Origin of the sequence: Streptomyces sp. NBC_00212, assembly GCF_045206365.1 — a bacterium.
Lineage (GTDB): Bacteria > Actinomycetota > Actinomycetes > Streptomycetales > Streptomycetaceae > Streptomyces.
Genome location: NZ_CP108115.1, coordinates 6,349,638 through 6,365,671 on the forward strand (window position 1 = coordinate 6,349,638; position 16,034 = coordinate 6,365,671).

Genomic DNA, 16,034 nt, shown 5'->3' on the forward strand with positions numbered 1-16,034 from the left:
CGCGAGGTCGCGGTGCCATCGGACAGCCGGCTCGATCAGAGCAGCGCGTTGTAGATGTTCCAGCCGGTGCCGATCTGGCGGCGGTCGCCGAACGGCTGCACCGAGCCGCCGTTGCCCGGGTAGAACCACAGCTTGCCGTCGGCGTCGCGGCCGGTCAGGTCCGGCTTGCCGTCCCCGTCCAGGTCGCCCGAGCTGACGATCGCGTTGTAGATGTTCCAGCCGGTGCCGACCTGGTGGCGGTCGCCGAAGGGCTGCACCGCGCTGCCCGTGCCCGGGTAGAACCACAGCTTCCCGGACGGCTCGCGCGCCACGAAGTCGCCCTTGCCGTCGCCGTCGAGGTCGCCGGTGCTCAGGATCTGGTCGTAGATCTGCCAGCTGCTGCCGATCTGCGTGCGGTTGCCGAAGGCGGGGCCACCGGTGCCCGGGTAGAGCCAGAGCTTGCCGGCGCCGTCGCGGGCGATCAGGTCGGCCCGGCCGTCACCGGTCAGGTCGCCGGCGCCCACCAGGGAGGTGAAGGCGCCCCAGCCCGCGCCGAGCTTGACCCGGTCGCCGAACGGGGCCGCCGGGTCGCCGCTGCCCTTGTAGTACCAGGCCACCCCGGAGGTGTCCCGGGCGATCAGGTCGCCCTGGCCGTCGGCGCGGAAGTCCGACAGGTCCGTCATGGCGTTGTAGATGCCCCAGCCGCTGCCGATCTTGAACCGGGTCAGGAAGGGCTGCGCGATGTCGCCCGAGCCCTGGTACTGCCAGAACCCGCCGTTCGCGTCCCGCGCGAGCAGGTCGTAGCGGTTGTCGGCGCGCACGGGACCGGCCGGGGTGACCTGCTCGACGTCGGCCGTCTTCACCCAGGCGATCCGGTGGTTGTACCGGATCGGGTAGAAGGTCTGGGTGCCCTTGACCAGGGTGCCGAGCGTGGTGCCGCCGTAGTAGTAGTCGCCCGCGACCGGGGCGCCCGCGGCGACGTAGGCCTGGCCCGCCGGGATGCTGTACTTCGTCAGCGAGGCGGAGTTGCTGCCCTGCACCGGCACTCCGGTGCCCGCGTACGCCGCGTCCTCGGGGTAGGAGCGCCCGTAGACCTGGACCGGGTCGGTGCCCTTGGCCTTCAGGACGACCGGGGCCGAGGGGGACACGACGGCGGTGTACTGGCCGCCCGGGTTGTAGAACCAGGCCTTCTGGCCGCCGTACCAGATCGCCGTCCAGTCGCCCTGCCAGTCCGCGACGACGTACTGACCGCCCGCGACGACCTTGTTGGCCCAGTTCGGGCCCTCGGTCGCGACCTGCGTGCCCAGGTACGGGTCGGCCAGCGGGTCGCCGCCGGTCGACGGGGTCGCGTACAGGTAGCCGAAGTTGACCGGCTGGTCGAACGTGGTGCGGACCTTGGTGTCGGGGTCGTAGTACGTCGTCGTCTGGGCGCTGAACGGCGGGACGACCTTGACGACCTGCCCGGCCGTGAGCGGCTGGCCCGCGCCACCGACGCCGGTCGGGGCGCCGAGCAGGGACATGTAGTGGTTCCAGTCCCAGAACGGACCCGGGTCCCAGTGCTGCCCGGCGACGTACGAGTCCAGCGGACCGGGCACCTCGTCGTGGCCGATGATGTGCTCGCGGTCCAGCGGAATGCCGAACCTGTCCGCCAGGTACTTGACCAGCGTCGCCGACGAGTCGTAGAGCGGCTCGCCGTACCAGCTGCCCGCCTTCATGGCGAAGCCCACGTGCTCGATGCCGAGCGCGTGCATGTTCACGGTCTTGTTGCCCGCGTGGTACGACTCGTCCTTCGTCGCCACCAGCTGGGTGACGAGACTGCCGTCGTCCTTGACGATGTAGTGCGCGCTGGCGCTGCTCTGCGGGTCCTTGAAGTGGTCGACGGCGGCCTGGTAAGGGGACTCCGTGTCGTGGATCACGATCTGCCGGATGTCGAAACCGTTGTCCGGCCGGTTCGCCACGTTGTAGTTGTTCGCGTTGGCCGGAATGAAGTCGCAGTTGAGGCCGGACGGGCACTCGGGCGTCGTGGCGTCCGCCGCGGCCGCACCCGGCGTGGCCGCCGCCAGCGGCATCTTCGACGGCTTGACGGGCTTCACCGCGGGGTCGGCGGGCAGCGCGAGGCGCTGGCCGTCCGTGGTGAGGCGGCTCTGGCCGGAGCGCACCGAGTCGAAGACGCGGTCGGCGAAGGCGCCGGCGCCCTTGGCGTCGGAGGCCTGGCTGTAGCGGGCCACCGCGGGGTACCAGGCGCCCGGGGCGGCCGGCAGCGAGCCGGTGGCCGCGCGCTGGTACTGCGCGAGCAGCGCCGCGCCCGCCCGGATGCTCTGGGCGGCATCGGTGCGCACCGCGTCCACCGGCTCGCCGATGAGCTTCGCGGCCGCGTCCAGCGTGTGCAGCGCCGGGTCGTCGGTGTCGACGGAAGGCTCGGAAGTCGGCGCCTTCTTGGCGTCGAACTTCTTCATGACCGCCGGGTCGCCGCTCATGTTGAGGTGCGCCAGCTGCTCCTGGGCGCTGGGCCGCGCCACGTCACCGGGCATGACCCGGGTCAGGCCCATGACGTTGTACGCGCCCGACGTGCTGGGCTTGCCGTTGTGGTCCTCCCAGAGCGTCTGGCGGTAGGAAACCGCCATAAGAACGCTCTGGGGAACCTTGAACTCCTTGGCCGCTTCGGCGAATTGGGCCTGCAGCGCCGAGCCCGGCTGCCCCCCGCCGTCCTGCGCCGCCCCCACGGTCCGCGGCGCCGCCACGGCCACCGAGCCGAATGCGGTGACGGCCACGGCCCCGGCCACCCCATAGGCGAGGAACTTCCTGGTCACACGTCTCTGCTGCCTACTGCTCACGCTTCGGCTCACACCCACCCCTGGTCACTTTGCCCTGTATTCAGTAAGTGGCGTGAGATTAACAGGGGGTGACGTGCGGGGGGAGAGGTGGGAGGGACTTCAGCCTTCGGCTCTTGAGCCACCTCGTCGTGGCCGGTGTCTCATTTGGTGGTCGCGGGGGTGGACGGCTTGGCGGACCCCGTAATGTGGGTGCGGTGACCGTGAACGAAAACACCTGGCGTGACCTTCCCGCGGCGCAGCAGCCCGAGTACCCCGATGCCGAGGCTCTGCGCGATGTGATCGCGGACCTCGAATCGTATCCGCCGCTCGTCTTCGCGGGCGAGTGCGACCAGCTGCGCGCCCGTCTGGGAGCCGTCGCCCAGGGCGAGGCGTTCCTGCTCCAGGGCGGCGACTGCGCGGAGGCCTTCGACGCCGTCTCGGCCGATCACATCCGGGCCAAGCTGAAGACCCTCCTCCAGATGAGCGCCGTCCTCACCTACGCGGCCTCCGTGCCCGTGGTGAAGGTCGGCCGCATCGCCGGCCAGTACTCCAAGCCCCGCTCCAAGGGCACCGAGACCCGCGACGGCGTGACCCTGCCGACCTACCGGGGCGACTCCGTGAACGGCTTCGCCTTCACGGAGAAGGACCGCGTGCCGGACCCCGAGCGCCTGAAGCGGATGTACAACGCGTCCGCCTCCACGCTCAACCTGGTCCGCGCCTTCACCACCGGCGGCTACGCCGACCTGCGCCAGGTGCACGCCTGGAACCAGGACTTCGTGAAGTCGTCCCCCTCCGGCCAGCGCTACGAGCAGCTCGCCCGCGAGATCGACAACGCGCTGAACTTCATGAAGGCCTGCGGCACCGACCCCGCCGAGTTCAAGGCCGTCGAGTTCTACGCCTCGCACGAGGCGCTGCTGCTCGACTACGAGTCGGCGCTGACCCGCACCGACTCGCGCACCGGCCACCTGTACGACACCTCCGGCCACATGGTCTGGATCGGTGAGCGCACCCGGCAGCTGGACGGCGCGCACATCGAGTTCGCCTCCCGGATCCGCAACCCGATCGGCATCAAGCTCGGCCCGACGACCACCGTCGACGAGGCGCTCACCTACGTGGACCGCCTCGACCCGGACCGTGAGCCGGGCCGGCTGACCTTCGTCGTCCGCATGGGCGCCGACAAGGTCCGCGACAAGCTCCCCGAGCTGGTCGAGAAGGTCACCGCGTCCGGTGCGGTCGTCGCCTGGGTCACCGACCCGATGCACGGCAACACCTTCGAGGCGGCCTCCGGCCACAAGACGCGCCGCTTCGACGACGTCCTGGACGAGGTCAAGGGCTTCTTCGAGGTCCACAAGGGCCTCGGCACGCACCCGGGCGGCATCCACGTCGAGCTCACCGGTGACGACGTCACCGAGTGCGTGGGCGGCGGCGACGAGATCTTCGTCGACGACCTGCACCAGCGCTACGAGACGGCCTGCGACCCGCGCCTGAACCGCAGCCAGTCCCTGGACCTGGCGTTCCTGGTCGCCGAGATGTACCGCGACCAGTAGTCCCGTGCGCACCACAGTGGGGCGCGGATCCATGTGATCCGCGCCCCACTGGCGTATCCGGGGCTTTTCCGCACCCGGGGTGCCGGGTAAGGTTAGGTTAGCCTCACCGAGGATCGGGAACCGGTCGATCGGGACGGGCCTTACCCATCGACCTCGCTCGATCGTTCTGGGAGGTGAACCGCGTGTACGTATGCAACTGCTTCGGTGTCACCGAGGAGCAGGTCAAGAAGCACGCGGACGGCGGTGCCTGCACCCCCCGCCAGATAGCTTCCGCCTGCAAGGCCGGCACCGACTGCGGTTCCTGCGTACGCCGCATCCAGGCGCTGCTCGGACGCGGCGCCTGCCCCCGACGGGAGCTGGTGGAGCAGGGCCGGCCCGCGCTGACCGCCGTCGCCCCGGAGCTGGACCCGGTCCTCGACGAGGCCGCGTAGCCCTCCGGCCGTCTCAGCTCTCCGGCTGCTCGATGAGCTGCGCGATGTAGAGCGCCTCGCCGAGCTTTTCGACCAGCTCCAGCTGGGTGTCGAGGTAGTCGATGTGGTGCTCCTCGTCGGCCAGGATCGACTCGAAGATGTTCGCGGACGTGATGTCGCCCTTCGCCCGCATGACCTCGATGCCCCGCTTGAGGCGGTCGATCGCCTCGACCTCGATCTGCCGGTCCGCCTGGAACATCTCGGTGACCGTCTGCCCGATGCGCACATGGAAGAGGCGCTGGAAGTTCGGCAGGCCGTCCAGGAACAGGATCCGGTCGGTCAGCACCTCCGCGTGCTTCATCTCGTCGATCGACTCGTGACGCGTGTACTTGGCCAGCTTCGTCCAGCCGAAGTTGGCCTGCATCGCGCTGTGCAGCCAGTACTGGTTGATCGCCGTCAGCTCGGCACTCAGCTGCTCATTCAGGAATTCGATGACCTCGGGGTCGCCCTGCATCGCAGAGGCTCCTTCCAAGCGGTAACTGGGCAGGTTTCGCGCATCCTTGCACCGTGATCACAGGCCGTCCAGTAAGTGCATGCTTAGTACGAGTTGCCCGAATCGGGACGTCCCTGGTCATCACCACCCCTCGGGGTCTGTCACCATGGAGTCATGGGTCAGCCGGAGAGCCGGGAGCGGCGGGGAGCAGCGCAGACGGAGCTTCCGCCGGGGCAGCGGCTCCAGCGCGGCTGGCCGGTCACCCACTACGGCCCGGTCCCCAAGTTCAAGCCGGAGCGCTGGGAGTTCCGGGTCTTCGGAGCCACCGCCGACGGCGACAAGCACTGCTGGAACCACGAGGAGTTCTCGGCGCTGCCGTTCGAGACCGTGGTCGCCGACCTGCACTGCGTCACCAAGTTCTCGATGGTCGGGGCCGAATGGGGCGGGGTGAGCACCCGCACGATCGCCGAACTCGCGCCGCCCGCACCCGAGGTCACCCATGTGATGGTCTGGGCCGAGTACGGCTTCAGCTCCAACCTGCGCCTGGCCGACTTCCTCGCTGACCGTACGCTCTTCGCCACCCACAACGGCGGCGAGCTGCTCACCGCCGAACACGGCTTCCCGCTGCGCCTGGTCGTCCCGCACCTGTACGCCTGGAAGGGCCCCAAGTGGGTCCGCGGCATCGAGTACATGACGGCGGACCGCCGGGGCTTCTGGGAGGAGCGGGGCTACCACAACATCGGCGACCCCTGGCGCGAGCAGCGCTACTCCTACCAGGAGGAGCCCGGGGACGGCCCCGAGCTCTGAGCCTGCCGCTGGGGGCTAGACCCGCAGTGACTTCAGCAGGGCCACGTCCGCCGCGTGCCCCTCCTTGCCGCCCGGGGTCTCGATGACCAGCGGTACGCCCTCGGTCGCCGGGTGCGCGAGCAGCTCGCGGAACGGCTCCTCGCCGATGTGCCCGGAGCCGATGTTCTCGTGGCGGTCCTTGTGCGCGCCCGCCACGTCCTTGGAGTCATTGGCGTGGATCAGCTTGAGCCGCCCCTCGCCGACGGTCTCCACCAGCAGATCCAGGGTCTGCCGCATGCCGTCCGGCCCGGCCAGGTCGTGCCCGGCCGCGTAGATGTGGCAGGTGTCGAGGCAGACGCCCAGCTTGGGGTGGGCGTCCAGGGCCTCGAAGTACGGGCCGAAGTCCCAGGTGCGCGAGCACAGTGAGGCGCCCTGCCCGGCCGTCGACTCCAGGAGCAGGAACGGGTCGTCGTCGTGGGTCAGTTCGTCGAGCAGCGGCAGCAGATGCGTACGGACCTGCGCCAGAGCCTGTGCGCGCGGGCGTCCGCCGGTCGCCGAGCCGGTGTGCACGACCACGCCGAGCGCGCCGATCTCACGGCCCCGGCGCAGCGAGTGCCGCAGCGACTCCGCCGACTTCTCCACCGTCGCCTCGGTGCTCGAACCGAAGTTGATCAGGTACGGGGCATGGACGTACGCCGGGATCGAGGCCTCGGCGCACTCGGCCCGGAACTTCTCGTCCTGGGCCGGGTTCCCGGTGGGAGTGGCCCAGCCGCGCGGGTTGGCGGCGAAGACCTGCACGGTCTCGGCGCCGATCTCGCGCGCGTAGGAGAGCCCGGTCGTGGCGAGGCCGCCGGCCACGGGGACGTGGCCGCCGATGGGGTTGCGCATGGGGTGACTACCTACAGTCCCTTGGTGGTGATGGTGATGGTGGAGCCCTCCGGCGCCTGGACCCCGGCGGCGACGGACTGGCCCGACACCTCGTCGCTGAGGAACGGGAAGCCGCGGTCGACCTTCACCTTGAAGCCGGCGGCTTCCAGGCTCTTCTGGGCGTCGGCGGCCTTCTGGCCGGTCACCTGGGGCACGGGGATCATCCGGGGGCCCTTGGACACGGTCAGCGTGACGCTGTCGCCCTTGGCGAGCTGGGCGTGCTCGGCGGCCGACTGGGCCGCGACCTTGCCCGCGTCCTGCACCGAGTTGACCTGGTCGGGCGCGACGGTGACCTGGAGCCCGGCGTTCTGGAGGGCGGCGGTGGCATCGGCCACCGAGTCGCCGACCACGCCGGGCACGTCGACGGGTGCGCCCTTGCTGATGACCATCGAGACGCCGGTGTCCGTGTGGCGCTTGACGCCCGCGGCCGGGTCGGTACGGATCACCGAGCCCTGCGGGACGCTCTCGTTGAACTCGCTGGAGGTGTCACCGGGTGCGAAGCCCGCCTTCTGCAGCTCGCTCTTCGCCTGGTCGAGCGGCATCCCGTCCAGCTTGGGCACCTGTGCCGTCTCGGGGCCGCGCGAGACGACCAGGGTCACCGAGCCGTTGCCGCGGATGCGGGCGCCGGTGGCCGGGTCGGTCGAGATGACCTGGCCCCGCTCGACGGTGTCGCTGAACTGCCGGTCGATCTTCTTGACGCCGAGTCCGGCACCCGACAGCTTCTTCTTCGCCGCGTCCTCGCTCTGCCCGATGAGGGCCGGAACCCGGGTGAACTGGCCGGAGTTGATGTACCAGACGCCCGCGCCGACCCCGAGGATCAGCAGCAGCGCGGCCACGACGGCGATCAGGCCGCGCCGGTTGTTGATCCGGCCGCGCTGCCTGCGGGGCGCGGGCTCCGGCTCGTCCTCGATGCGCTGCGGCATGATCAGCCGGCTGGTGCGGTTGACGGGCTCGTCGCGGACGGACTCCGCAGGCATCGGCCCGGCCGCCGGGGTGACCGGCGTCGTCAGGGCCCGCGGGATCACGCTCGTACGGTCGTCGGCGCCGCTCTGCCCGGCCGAGGAGCGCGCGCCCGGCGGGACCGCGTCCAGCTGCTCTTCGCCGAGGGCCGCGCGGGCGGTACGGGTCTGCGCGAGCAGGGCCACCGCGTCGTGCGGGCGGACGTCGGGGTTGCGGGCGGTCGCCGAGGCGACCAGCTCGTCCAGCTCCAGGGCGAGGCCGGGCACGGCCGCGGACGGCGCGGGCACGCCCTCGTGGAGGTGGGCGTACAGGATCTGGGCGGGGGTGTCCCCGTGGTGCGGCTTGGCGCCGGTGAGCATCTCGTACAGGACGACACCGCACGCGTACACGTCGGCGCGGGTGTCCGCGGTGCCGTGCTCGATCTGCTCGGGGGCCAGGTAGGAGACGGTGCCGAGGACCGAGCCGGTGGTGCTGGTCACCGAGTCCACGGCCCTGACCAGGCCGAAGTCGGCGACCTTGACCCGGCCGTCGTCCCCGATCAGGACGTTCTCGGGCTTCATGTCCCGGTGGACGAAACCGGCCCGGTGGGCGGCGCCGAGGGCCGCGAGCACCGGCTCCAGGATGTCGAGGGCCGCGCGCGGCTGGAGCGCGCCGCGCTCGCGCAGCACGTCGCGCAGGGTGCAGCCCGCGACGTACTCCATCGCGAGGTAGACGTACTGGTCCTGCGCGCCCTGGTCGAAGACGCCGACCACATTGGGGTGCGCGAGCCGGGCCACCGACTTGGCCTCGCGGATGAAGCGCTCCACGAAGGAGGCGTCCGCGGCGAGGCTCGGGTGCATCACCTTGAGGGCGAGCACGCGGTCGAGGCGGGTGTCGACGGCCCGGTAGACCGTGGCCATACCGCCGACGGCGATGCGCGCGTCGACGCGGTAGCGGCCGTCGAGCACCTGCCCGACGAGGGGGTCATGAAGGGTCGTATCCACGGGGGAGAGTTTACGAGCGCCGTCCGGCCCCCTTCACGCCGCGTGCGTTGCGGGGGCCGGACTGAAGCCGAGCTGTGACGCGGACCCGACCGGAAAGGGCCGGGAAAGGCCAGGTGGGGCTAGAACGCGGGGCGCTCCGGGTCGAGCGCGGCCCGGCCCGCCATCGTCGAGGACGCCTCGGCGAAGTGGCGGCGGGGGATGCGGCCCGCGCGGTGGGCCAGGCGGCCCGCCTCCACCGCGTGCCGCATCGCCTCCGCCATCAGGACCGGCTCCTGGGCCCGCGTCACCGCCGAGGCCAGCAGCACCGCCGAGCAGCCGAGCTCCATCGCGAGCGCCGCGTCGGAGGCGGTGCCCGCGCCCGCGTCGAGGATCACCGGGACGCTCGCCCGGTCCACGATCAGCTCGAAGTTGTGCGGGTTGCGGATGCCGAGCCCGGAGCCGATGGGGGAGCCGAGCGGCATGATCGCCGCGCACCCGACGTCCTCCAGCTTGTGCGCGAGGACCGGGTCGTCGTTGGTGTAAGGCAGCACGGTGAACCCGTCGTCGACCAACACCTCGGCGGCGTCGAGCAGTTCGATCGGGTCGGGCAGCAGGGTGCGCTCGTCGGCGACCACCTCCAGCTTCACCCAGTGCGTGCCGAGCGCCTCGCGGGCGAGCCGCGCGGTAAGGACGGCCTCGCCCGCGGTGAAGCAGCCCGCGGTGTTGGGCAGCACCCGGATGCCGAGCCGGTCCAGGACGGACAGGACCGAGCCCTGCACGGTCGGGTCGAGGCGGCGCATCGCGACGGTGGTGAGCTCGGTGCCGGAGACGGCGAGCGCCCGCTCCAGCGTGTCGAGGCTGGGCGCCCCGCCGGTGCCCATGATCAGGCGGGAGTCGAAGGTGGTGTCGGCGATGGTCAGCAGGTCGTCGGCCATGGGTCAGCCCCCCTGCACGGCGGTGAGGACCTCGACGCGGTCGCCGTCGCCGAGCGTGGTGGTGGGCCAGGCGCTGCGCGGCACGACCGCCTCGTTGACGGCGGCGGCGACCCCGGAGCGGGACGGGGTGAGGGTGGCGACGAGGACGTCGAGGGTGGTCCCGGAGGCGAGCGCGCGGGGCTCGCCGTTGACGGAGATGGTCATGCGGTCGTCAGCTCCCAAGGTGCGGAGGCGAAGCGTCGGGGGGTGAACGGGCGTGCCTCGTCGGGCAGTTCACCGGTGGTCAGGACGTGCGCCATGACATCGCCGGTGACCGCGGTGAGCAGCACGCCGTTGCGGTAGTGGCCGGTCGCGAGCAGCAGCCCGGGCAGCGCGGTCGGGCCGAGCAGGGGCGCGTTGTCGGGGGAGGCGGGGCGTAGCCCGGCCCGGGTCTCGGTGAGCGGCAGCTCGGTGATCCCGGGCACCAACTCGTGGGCGTCCCGCAGCAGTTCGTAGACCCCGCCCGCGGTGACCGTGGTGTCCCAGCCGAGCTCCTCGCTGGTGGCGCCGACGACGAGCTCGCCGTTCTCGCGCGGTACGAGATAGACCTCGCTGCCCCGCACCACCGCCCGCACGGTCCGCGACAGGAAGGGCGCGTAGGCGGGCGGCACGGTCAGCCGCAGGACCTGGCCCTTCACGGGACGTACGGGAGGCAGGAGCTCTTCCGGAACGCCCGCGAGGCGGCCGCTGAGGCTGCCCGCGGCGAGTACGACCTGGTCGGCGGCGAGCTCGGTGCCGTCCGCCAGGACGACGCCGACGGCCCGCTCCCGTACGACGGAAAGCCGCTCGACCCAGCCGTGCGCGAACCGCACCCCGGCCTGTGCGCACGCGCTGACCAGCGCCTTGGCCAGGCGGCGCGGGTCGATCTGATGGTCGCCGTCGACCCGAAGGCCGCCGCGCACGCCGGGCGCCAGCATGGGCTCAAGGCGGCGGCAGTCGCGCCCGGACAGCCACTCCGACTCCAGGCCGCAGCGGACCTGGAGCGCGTGCAGGTCACGCAGGTGGGCGCGGTCGTCGGAGTCGAGCGCCACGGCCAGGGTGCCGCAGGCGCGGTAGCCGGTGTCGAGGCCGGTGACCTCCGCCAGCTCGGCCGCGAAGGCCGGGTAGCGGCGGGCGGACTCGACGTTGAGGGCGAGCAGGGTCTGCTCGCCGTAGTGGAGTTCGGTGACGGCGGCGAGCATCCCGGCCGCGACCTGGGCGGCGCCGCCGCCCGGCTCGGGGTCGGCGAGCACGACACCGAGGCCGCGCTGGGCGGCCCGCCAGGCGGTGACGAGCCCGATGATGCCGCCCCCGACCACGAGGACGTCGGACCCGTTCCCGGACCCGTTGTGTGAAGAACGCATGGGCGTCCAGCCCCTCCCTTCGCCGGCATGACCCGGATCAGGTTCGTACGGTCGGAGGCCGCCAGCCTCCCTCTCAGCCCGGTGCGTCCGGGCTCCCGCGAGTGCTTTACGCCTGCCACCATAGCCCGAGCCCCCGGCCCCGAGTAAGGGAGCATCCGGGCGACCCGGGGGCGGCCGCGTTGACCGGACCCCTTACCTGACGAATAGTCAGCTGCTTATGGTGATCGGGTGAGCGAACAGCAGACGCATTCCGAAGCGCGGCACGTGGTCGTCGTCGGCGCGGGCATGGCCGGCGTGCAGACCGCGGTGGCCCTGCGCGAACAGGGCTTCGCCGGAGCCATCACCCTCATCGGCGCCGAACCCCACCAGCCCTACGACCGGCCCCCGCTGTCCAAGGCGGTCCTGCTCGGCAAGGCCGAGGGCTCGGCCTTCGAGGTGGACTTCGAAGCACTCGGCGTCGACCTGTGCCTGGGCCTCGAAGTCACCGGGGTGCGGCCCGCCGAGCACGTGGTGGTCACCGAGGCGGGCGAGGTCGGCTACGACACCCTGGTCATCGCCACCGGCGCCGAACCGCTCACCCTGCCCGGCAGCGGGGGAGTGCCCGGCGTCCACCTGCTGCGCACCCTCGACGATGCGCGGCGCCTTCGCCCGGTCCTCGACCAGCGGCACCGGATCGTGGTGGTGGGCGCCGGGTGGATCGGCGCGGAGTTCGCCACCGCCGCGCGCGACGCGGGCTGCGAGGTCACCGTCGTGGAGGCCGCCGACCGCCCGCTGGCCGGGGTGCTCCCCGCCGAGGTCGCCGCCCCGATGGCCGGCTGGTACGCCGAATCCGGCGCCGAACTCCTCACCGGCGCCCGGGTCCAGGCGGTCGTGCCGGGCGAGGTGCTGCTCGCCGACGGCCGCCGGCTGCCCGCCGACGCCGTGGTCATCGGCATCGGCGCCCGCCCCGCGACCGGCTGGCTGACCGGCTCGGACATCGCGCTCGGCCCCGAGGGCGCGATCACCGCGGACGCCCGCCTGCGCACGTCGCTCCCCGACGTGTACGCGGTCGGCGACTGCGCCTCGTTCCCCTCGGCCCGCTTCGGCGAACGCCTGCTGGTCCACCACTGGGACAACGCGCTCCAGGGCCCGCGCACGGTGGCCGCCGACATCGTGGGCGAGGCCGCCGCCGACTACGACCCGGTCCCGTACTTCTGGTCCGAACAGTTCGGCCGCTTCGTCCAGTACGCGGGCCACCACACGGACGCCGACGACGTGGTCTGGCGCGGCGACCCGTCCTCGGCCCCGTGGTCGGTCTGCTGGCTGAGGGACGGGGCGTTGGTGGCGGTCCTGGCAGTGGGCCGCCCAAGGGACCTGGCCCAGGGCCGCAAACTCATCGAATCGGCGAAACCACTGGACGGGGCGAAGGTGGCTGACCCGTCGGTCCCGCTGAAAGCGGCGACCCAGGGGTAGCCGGGGCGGCGCGGTCCTGTTCGGCAAGCATGCCCTTTGGGGGCGCGGGGAACTGCGCGACCAGCCACGAACGAGCCGCAGTCGAACTCAAGTCAAGCCTCTCCGGCGTTTGAGGAGCGGGGGTCCGGGGGCAGCGCCCCCAACGGGGGGCTGGGGGCGCAGCCCCCAGGAAGGGGCCCGGGGGCACAGCCCCCGAGGGACCACCCCGGTACCGAGTGTCAGTGCGAGATGGCACGCTTGTGACCGTGACCGAGATTGACGCAAAGATTGATGCTCTCGTCCCCGCCTGGCTCTACCTCCCCGACATCGCGGAGATGCTGGACGTGGAGGTGACGCGCGTACGGCAGCTGGTCAAGGAGGGCCAGCTCATCGCCGTACGCCGCGGTGAGAACAGGGCGCTCCAGGTGCCGGCCGCCTTCATCGACACCGACAAGGTGGTCAAGGGGCTGGTCGGGACGCTGACGCTGCTGAGGGACGACGGCTTCTCCGACGAAGAGATGCTGGAGTGGCTCTTCACCCCCGACCCGAGCCTGCCCGGCACCCCCGCGCAGGCCCTCAGTGAGAATCGCGGCACGGAGGTGAAGCGCCGCGCCCAGGCGCTCGCCCTCTGAGCCGAGAGCCCACCCGACAGCGCCGACAAGCCCGCGGTGTACGGTCCGGTCCACCCGGCCCGTACACCGCGCGGCCCGGCCGAAGACGAACACAACGGGGGACCTTCCATGCCCACGGCCCGTGAGCAGCTCGCCGACGCCCGCCTCTACCTGTGCACCGACGCCCGTAAGCGCCAGGGTGATCTGCCCGAGTTCCTGGACGCCGTCCTTGCGTCGGGCGTGGACATCGTGCAGCTGCGGGACAAGGGCATGGAGGCCGCCGAAGAGCTGGAGCACCTGGCCGTCTTCGCGGACGCCTGCCGCCGGCACGGCAAGCTGCTCGCGGTCAACGACCGGGCCGACGTGGCGCACGCCATCGGCGCCGACGTGCTGCACCTGGGCCAGGGCGACCTGCCGGTGCCCGCCGCCCGGGCGATCCTGGGCGAGACGGTGCTGATCGGCCGCTCCACGCACGCGAACGAGGAGGCCGCCGCGGCCGCCGCCGAGCCGGGCGTGGACTACTTCTGCACGGGGCCCTGCTGGCCCACCCCCACCAAGCCGGGCCGGTACGCGCCGGGTCTCGACCTGGTGCGGTACACCACCTCGCTCGGCACCGACCGGCCGTGGTTCGCGATCGGCGGGATCGACGCGGGCAACCTGGACGAGGTCCTGGACGCGGGCGCGGACCGTGTCGTCGTCGTGCGGGCGATCACCGAGGCCGCCGACCCGGCCGCGGCCGCCGCCGACCTCGCCAAGCGGGTCCGGGAGCGGCTCGCGTAGCTCGGGGCCGGTCAACGGCGCTGGTCACCGGGGGTGTCAACCGTGATCAAAAACCCCGGGCGAGGAGTCCGCTGTCCGAGGGGTGGACAGAAGTCCGGCAATCGAGACATTTAACCCCCGTTTGGTTGGGGGTCAAGGCACCCGTGGCTAACCTGCGAGTATGGCCCTTGGCACAGCTTCCACCAGGACTGATCGAGCACGCACCGTGCGCGACATGCTCGCGACCGGCGAGACCACGTACTCCTTCGAGTTCTACGCGCCCAAAACCGAGAAGGGCGAGCGGAACCTCTGGAACGCGCTGCGCCGGGTCGAAGCGGTCGCCCCCGACTTCGTCTCCGTGACGTACGGGGCCGGCGGCACCACCCGTACCGGAACCGTCGAGGCCACCCAGCAGATCACCGAGGACACCACCCTCACTCCGGTCGCCCACCTCACCGCCGTCGGCCACTCGGTCGCCGAGCTGCGCCACACGGTGGGCCAGTACGCCGACGCCGGGATCCGCAACATCCTCGCGGTGCGCGGCGACCCGAAGGGCGACCCCATGGGCGAGTGGGTCAAGCACTCCCAGGGTGTGACCTACGCGGCCGAACTCGTCGCGCTCATCCGGGAGTCGGGCGACTTCTGCGTCGGCGTCGCGGCCTTCCCGGAGATGCACCCCCGCTCCGTGGACTGGGATTCCGACATCCGGCACTTCGTGGACAAGTGCCGCGCGGGCGCCGACTATGCCATCACCCAGATGTTCTTCGAGCCCGAGAACTATTCGCGGCTGCGCGACCGGGTCTCGGCGGCCGGCTGCGAGACCCCGATCATCCCCGAGGTCATGCCCGTGACCAGCGTGAAGCAGCTGGAACGACTGCCCCAACTCAGCACCGCGGCCTTCCCGGAGGACCTGCGGGACCGGATGCTTGCCGTCAAGGACGATCCGGCCGCTGTACGCTCCATTGGCATCGAGTTCGCCACGGAGTTCTGCTCACGGCTGCTCGCCGATGGCGTACCCGGGTTGCACTTCATTACCCTCAACAACTCCACGGCGACGCTCGAAATCTACGAGAATCTCGGCCTGCACCAGCAGGCGTAGCCGAAAACCGGCCCGGGTCAGGGGACAGCTGCACCCGGGACAGGAGAATGAGGGGCGTACATGGGCTGGACGGTCCTCTACATCGCGTTCGGAATCGTCGCACTGTGGCTGCTCGGCGAGGTGCTGCTGCAGTACAAGGCGCGGCTGCGCTGGCGGTTGCTCGCCTTCACCGGATTCGTGGGCGTGGTCCTCGGCGTCCTCATCCCGTCCGTCTTCGTGATCATCCTGGGCGCGATCGCCTTCGCGGTCGGGCAGGTGTACGTCACGCTCTCCTTCCGGCGCGGCTTCTCCACCGGCTGGGCGCTCGGCGGCAGGCCGGGCGCGAGCCGCCGCCGCAGGGCGAGCCGAGGCAAGAGCGCCCCCGCCGCGGAACCCGTACTCGAAGTCTCCGACCTCCAGTACGAGGACGCGGCCGCCGCCGGCTCCCTGGACGCGAACGGCGAGCCGCTGCACGCAGATTCGGCCCACGCCGACTCGGTCTACGAGCCGCAGCCGATGCCCGACGAGACCGGCCAGTACGGCATCTACACCCCCGCCCAGCAGCCCGAGGCACAGCCCCAGTACGGCGCGTACGACCCGCAGCAGCCCTACGCCGACCCCTACGCCCCGCAGTACGACGACGCGGGCGCCGGGCAGCAGCAGTACGCCGCCTACTCGGACCCGTACATCGGCAACGGCGGCCAGGCATACGGCACGTACAGCGGCTACGACAGCTTCGGCGGCCAGCAGTCCTACCCCGACCCGCTCACCGCGCAGTACGCGACGGACACCCCGCCCGGCGGTGTCTGGGTGCCGCAGCAGCGCGACGGCGAGTACATCCCGTACGAGCAGCAGCAGGTCCAGCAGCCGCAGCAGCCGTACGACCCGAACCACCCGGACCAGCCGCACCACCCCGAGCAGCAGCCCTACCGCTACTGACCGATCCCCGGGCCGGGTGCCC

15 protein-coding genes and 1 riboswitch are annotated in these 16,034 nt (G+C 71.5%); of the genes, 8 read left to right on the forward strand and 7 right to left on the reverse strand.

Annotated elements, in window-relative coordinates:
* Window positions 1-35: 35 nt before the first annotated feature.
* On the reverse strand, window positions 36-2,789 hold the full coding sequence (locus OHA17_RS28935; RefSeq protein ID WP_406508992.1) for an N-acetylmuramoyl-L-alanine amidase: 2,754 nt from the start codon (window positions 2,787-2,789) through the stop codon (window positions 36-38).
* 209 nt (window positions 2,790-2,998) lie between these two features.
* On the opposite strand from OHA17_RS28935, the gene OHA17_RS28940 reads away from it, so the two are divergent.
* Window positions 2,999-4,339, forward strand: coding sequence for a class II 3-deoxy-7-phosphoheptulonate synthase (locus OHA17_RS28940; RefSeq protein ID WP_053727745.1), 1,341 nt, complete (start codon window positions 2,999-3,001; stop codon window positions 4,337-4,339).
* A 173-nt stretch (window positions 4,340-4,512) separates the two neighbouring features.
* Window positions 4,513-4,770 (forward strand): bacterioferritin-associated ferredoxin, encoded by a 258-nt coding sequence (locus tag OHA17_RS28945; RefSeq protein WP_053727746.1) that lies wholly within the window; start codon window positions 4,513-4,515, stop codon window positions 4,768-4,770.
* A gap of 13 nt (window positions 4,771-4,783) precedes the next feature.
* Here OHA17_RS28945 and bfr read toward each other — a convergent pair whose 3' ends face one another.
* Window positions 4,784-5,263: a bacterioferritin gene (bfr, locus tag OHA17_RS28950; protein ID WP_161258098.1), complete on the reverse strand. Its 480-nt coding sequence runs from the start codon at window positions 5,261-5,263 to the stop codon at window positions 4,784-4,786.
* 153 nt (window positions 5,264-5,416) lie between these two features.
* Between bfr and OHA17_RS28955 the strand changes: the two genes are divergently transcribed.
* Window positions 5,417-6,049: a sulfite oxidase-like oxidoreductase gene (locus tag OHA17_RS28955; protein WP_406508993.1), complete on the forward strand. Its 633-nt coding sequence runs from the start codon at window positions 5,417-5,419 to the stop codon at window positions 6,047-6,049.
* Window positions 6,050-6,064: 15 nt separating this feature from the next.
* Here OHA17_RS28955 and OHA17_RS28960 read toward each other — a convergent pair whose 3' ends face one another.
* The 5 genes from OHA17_RS28960 to thiO all read right to left on the reverse strand — a co-directional run bounded on the left by OHA17_RS28960 (window position 6,065) and on the right by thiO (window position 11,194).
* Window positions 6,065-6,916: a deoxyribonuclease IV gene (locus OHA17_RS28960; RefSeq protein WP_398876838.1), complete on the reverse strand. Its 852-nt coding sequence runs from the start codon at window positions 6,914-6,916 to the stop codon at window positions 6,065-6,067.
* A gap of 11 nt (window positions 6,917-6,927) precedes the next feature.
* Window positions 6,928-8,898 carry a Stk1 family PASTA domain-containing Ser/Thr kinase gene (pknB, locus tag OHA17_RS28965; RefSeq protein ID WP_406508994.1) on the reverse strand — a complete coding sequence of 657 codons (1,971 nt, stop codon included), beginning with the start codon at window positions 8,896-8,898 and terminating at the stop codon, window positions 6,928-6,930.
* Window positions 8,899-9,017: 119 nt separating this feature from the next.
* Entirely contained in the window at window positions 9,018-9,812 is a 795-nt protein-coding gene (locus OHA17_RS28970; RefSeq protein ID WP_398876836.1) for a thiazole synthase, read from the reverse strand.
* Window positions 9,813-9,815: 3 nt separating this feature from the next.
* Window positions 9,816-10,016, reverse strand: coding sequence for a sulfur carrier protein ThiS (thiS, locus tag OHA17_RS28975; protein WP_406508995.1), 201 nt, complete (start codon window positions 10,014-10,016; stop codon window positions 9,816-9,818).
* Window positions 10,013-11,194 (reverse strand): glycine oxidase ThiO, encoded by a 1,182-nt coding sequence (gene thiO, locus OHA17_RS28980; protein WP_406508996.1) that lies wholly within the window; start codon window positions 11,192-11,194, stop codon window positions 10,013-10,015. Before thiO ends, thiS begins: the two co-directional genes overlap by 4 nt.
* Window positions 11,192-11,303, reverse strand: a riboswitch (TPP riboswitch). It overlaps the preceding gene by 3 nt.
* Window positions 11,304-11,422: 119 nt before the next feature.
* On the opposite strand from thiO, the gene OHA17_RS28985 reads away from it, so the two are divergent.
* The 5 genes from OHA17_RS28985 to OHA17_RS29005 all read left to right on the forward strand — a co-directional run bounded on the left by OHA17_RS28985 (window position 11,423) and on the right by OHA17_RS29005 (window position 16,012).
* Entirely contained in the window at window positions 11,423-12,646 is a 1,224-nt protein-coding gene (locus OHA17_RS28985) for an NAD(P)/FAD-dependent oxidoreductase (RefSeq protein ID WP_406508997.1), read from the forward strand.
* Window positions 12,647-12,891: 245 nt separating this feature from the next.
* Window positions 12,892-13,257 (forward strand): Rv2175c family DNA-binding protein, encoded by a 366-nt coding sequence (locus OHA17_RS28990; RefSeq protein ID WP_053727812.1) that lies wholly within the window; start codon window positions 12,892-12,894, stop codon window positions 13,255-13,257.
* Between the two features lie 108 nt (window positions 13,258-13,365).
* Entirely contained in the window at window positions 13,366-14,016 is a 651-nt protein-coding gene (thiE, locus tag OHA17_RS28995) for a thiamine phosphate synthase (RefSeq protein WP_406508998.1), read from the forward strand.
* 160 nt (window positions 14,017-14,176) lie between these two features.
* Window positions 14,177-15,094: a methylenetetrahydrofolate reductase [NAD(P)H] gene (gene metF, locus OHA17_RS29000; RefSeq protein WP_406508999.1), complete on the forward strand. Its 918-nt coding sequence runs from the start codon at window positions 14,177-14,179 to the stop codon at window positions 15,092-15,094.
* Between the two features lie 60 nt (window positions 15,095-15,154).
* The gene (locus tag OHA17_RS29005) at window positions 15,155-16,012 is read left to right on the forward strand and encodes a hypothetical protein (RefSeq protein ID WP_406509000.1); all 858 of its coding nucleotides are present in this window, start codon (window positions 15,155-15,157) and stop codon (window positions 16,010-16,012) included.
* Window positions 16,013-16,034 lie beyond the last annotated feature (22 nt).

Bases quoted from the DNA above. Each gene is read 5' to 3' on its own strand.
- bfr (WP_161258098.1), bottom strand. From the start codon at position 5,263: ATGCAGGGCGACCCCGAGGTCATCGAATTCCTGAATGAGCAGCTGAGT.
- OHA17_RS28955 (WP_406508993.1), top strand. From the start codon at position 5,417: ATGGGTCAGCCGGAGAGCCGGGAGCGGCGGGGAGCAGCGCAGACGGAG.
- OHA17_RS28960 (WP_398876838.1), bottom strand. From the start codon at position 6,916: ATGCGCAACCCCATCGGCGGCCACGTCCCCGTGGCCGGCGGCCTCGCC.
- OHA17_RS28970 (WP_398876836.1), bottom strand. From the start codon at position 9,812: ATGGCCGACGACCTGCTGACCATCGCCGACACCACCTTCGACTCCCGC.
- thiS (WP_406508995.1), bottom strand. From the start codon at position 10,016: ATGACCATCTCCGTCAACGGCGAGCCCCGCGCGCTCGCCTCCGGGACC.
- thiO (WP_406508996.1), bottom strand. From the start codon at position 11,194: ATGCGTTCTTCACACAACGGGTCCGGGAACGGGTCCGACGTCCTCGTG.
- thiE (WP_406508998.1), top strand. From the start codon at position 13,366: ATGCCCACGGCCCGTGAGCAGCTCGCCGACGCCCGCCTCTACCTGTGC.
- metF (WP_406508999.1), top strand. From the start codon at position 14,177: ATGGCCCTTGGCACAGCTTCCACCAGGACTGATCGAGCACGCACCGTG.
- OHA17_RS29005 (WP_406509000.1), top strand. From the start codon at position 15,155: ATGGGCTGGACGGTCCTCTACATCGCGTTCGGAATCGTCGCACTGTGG.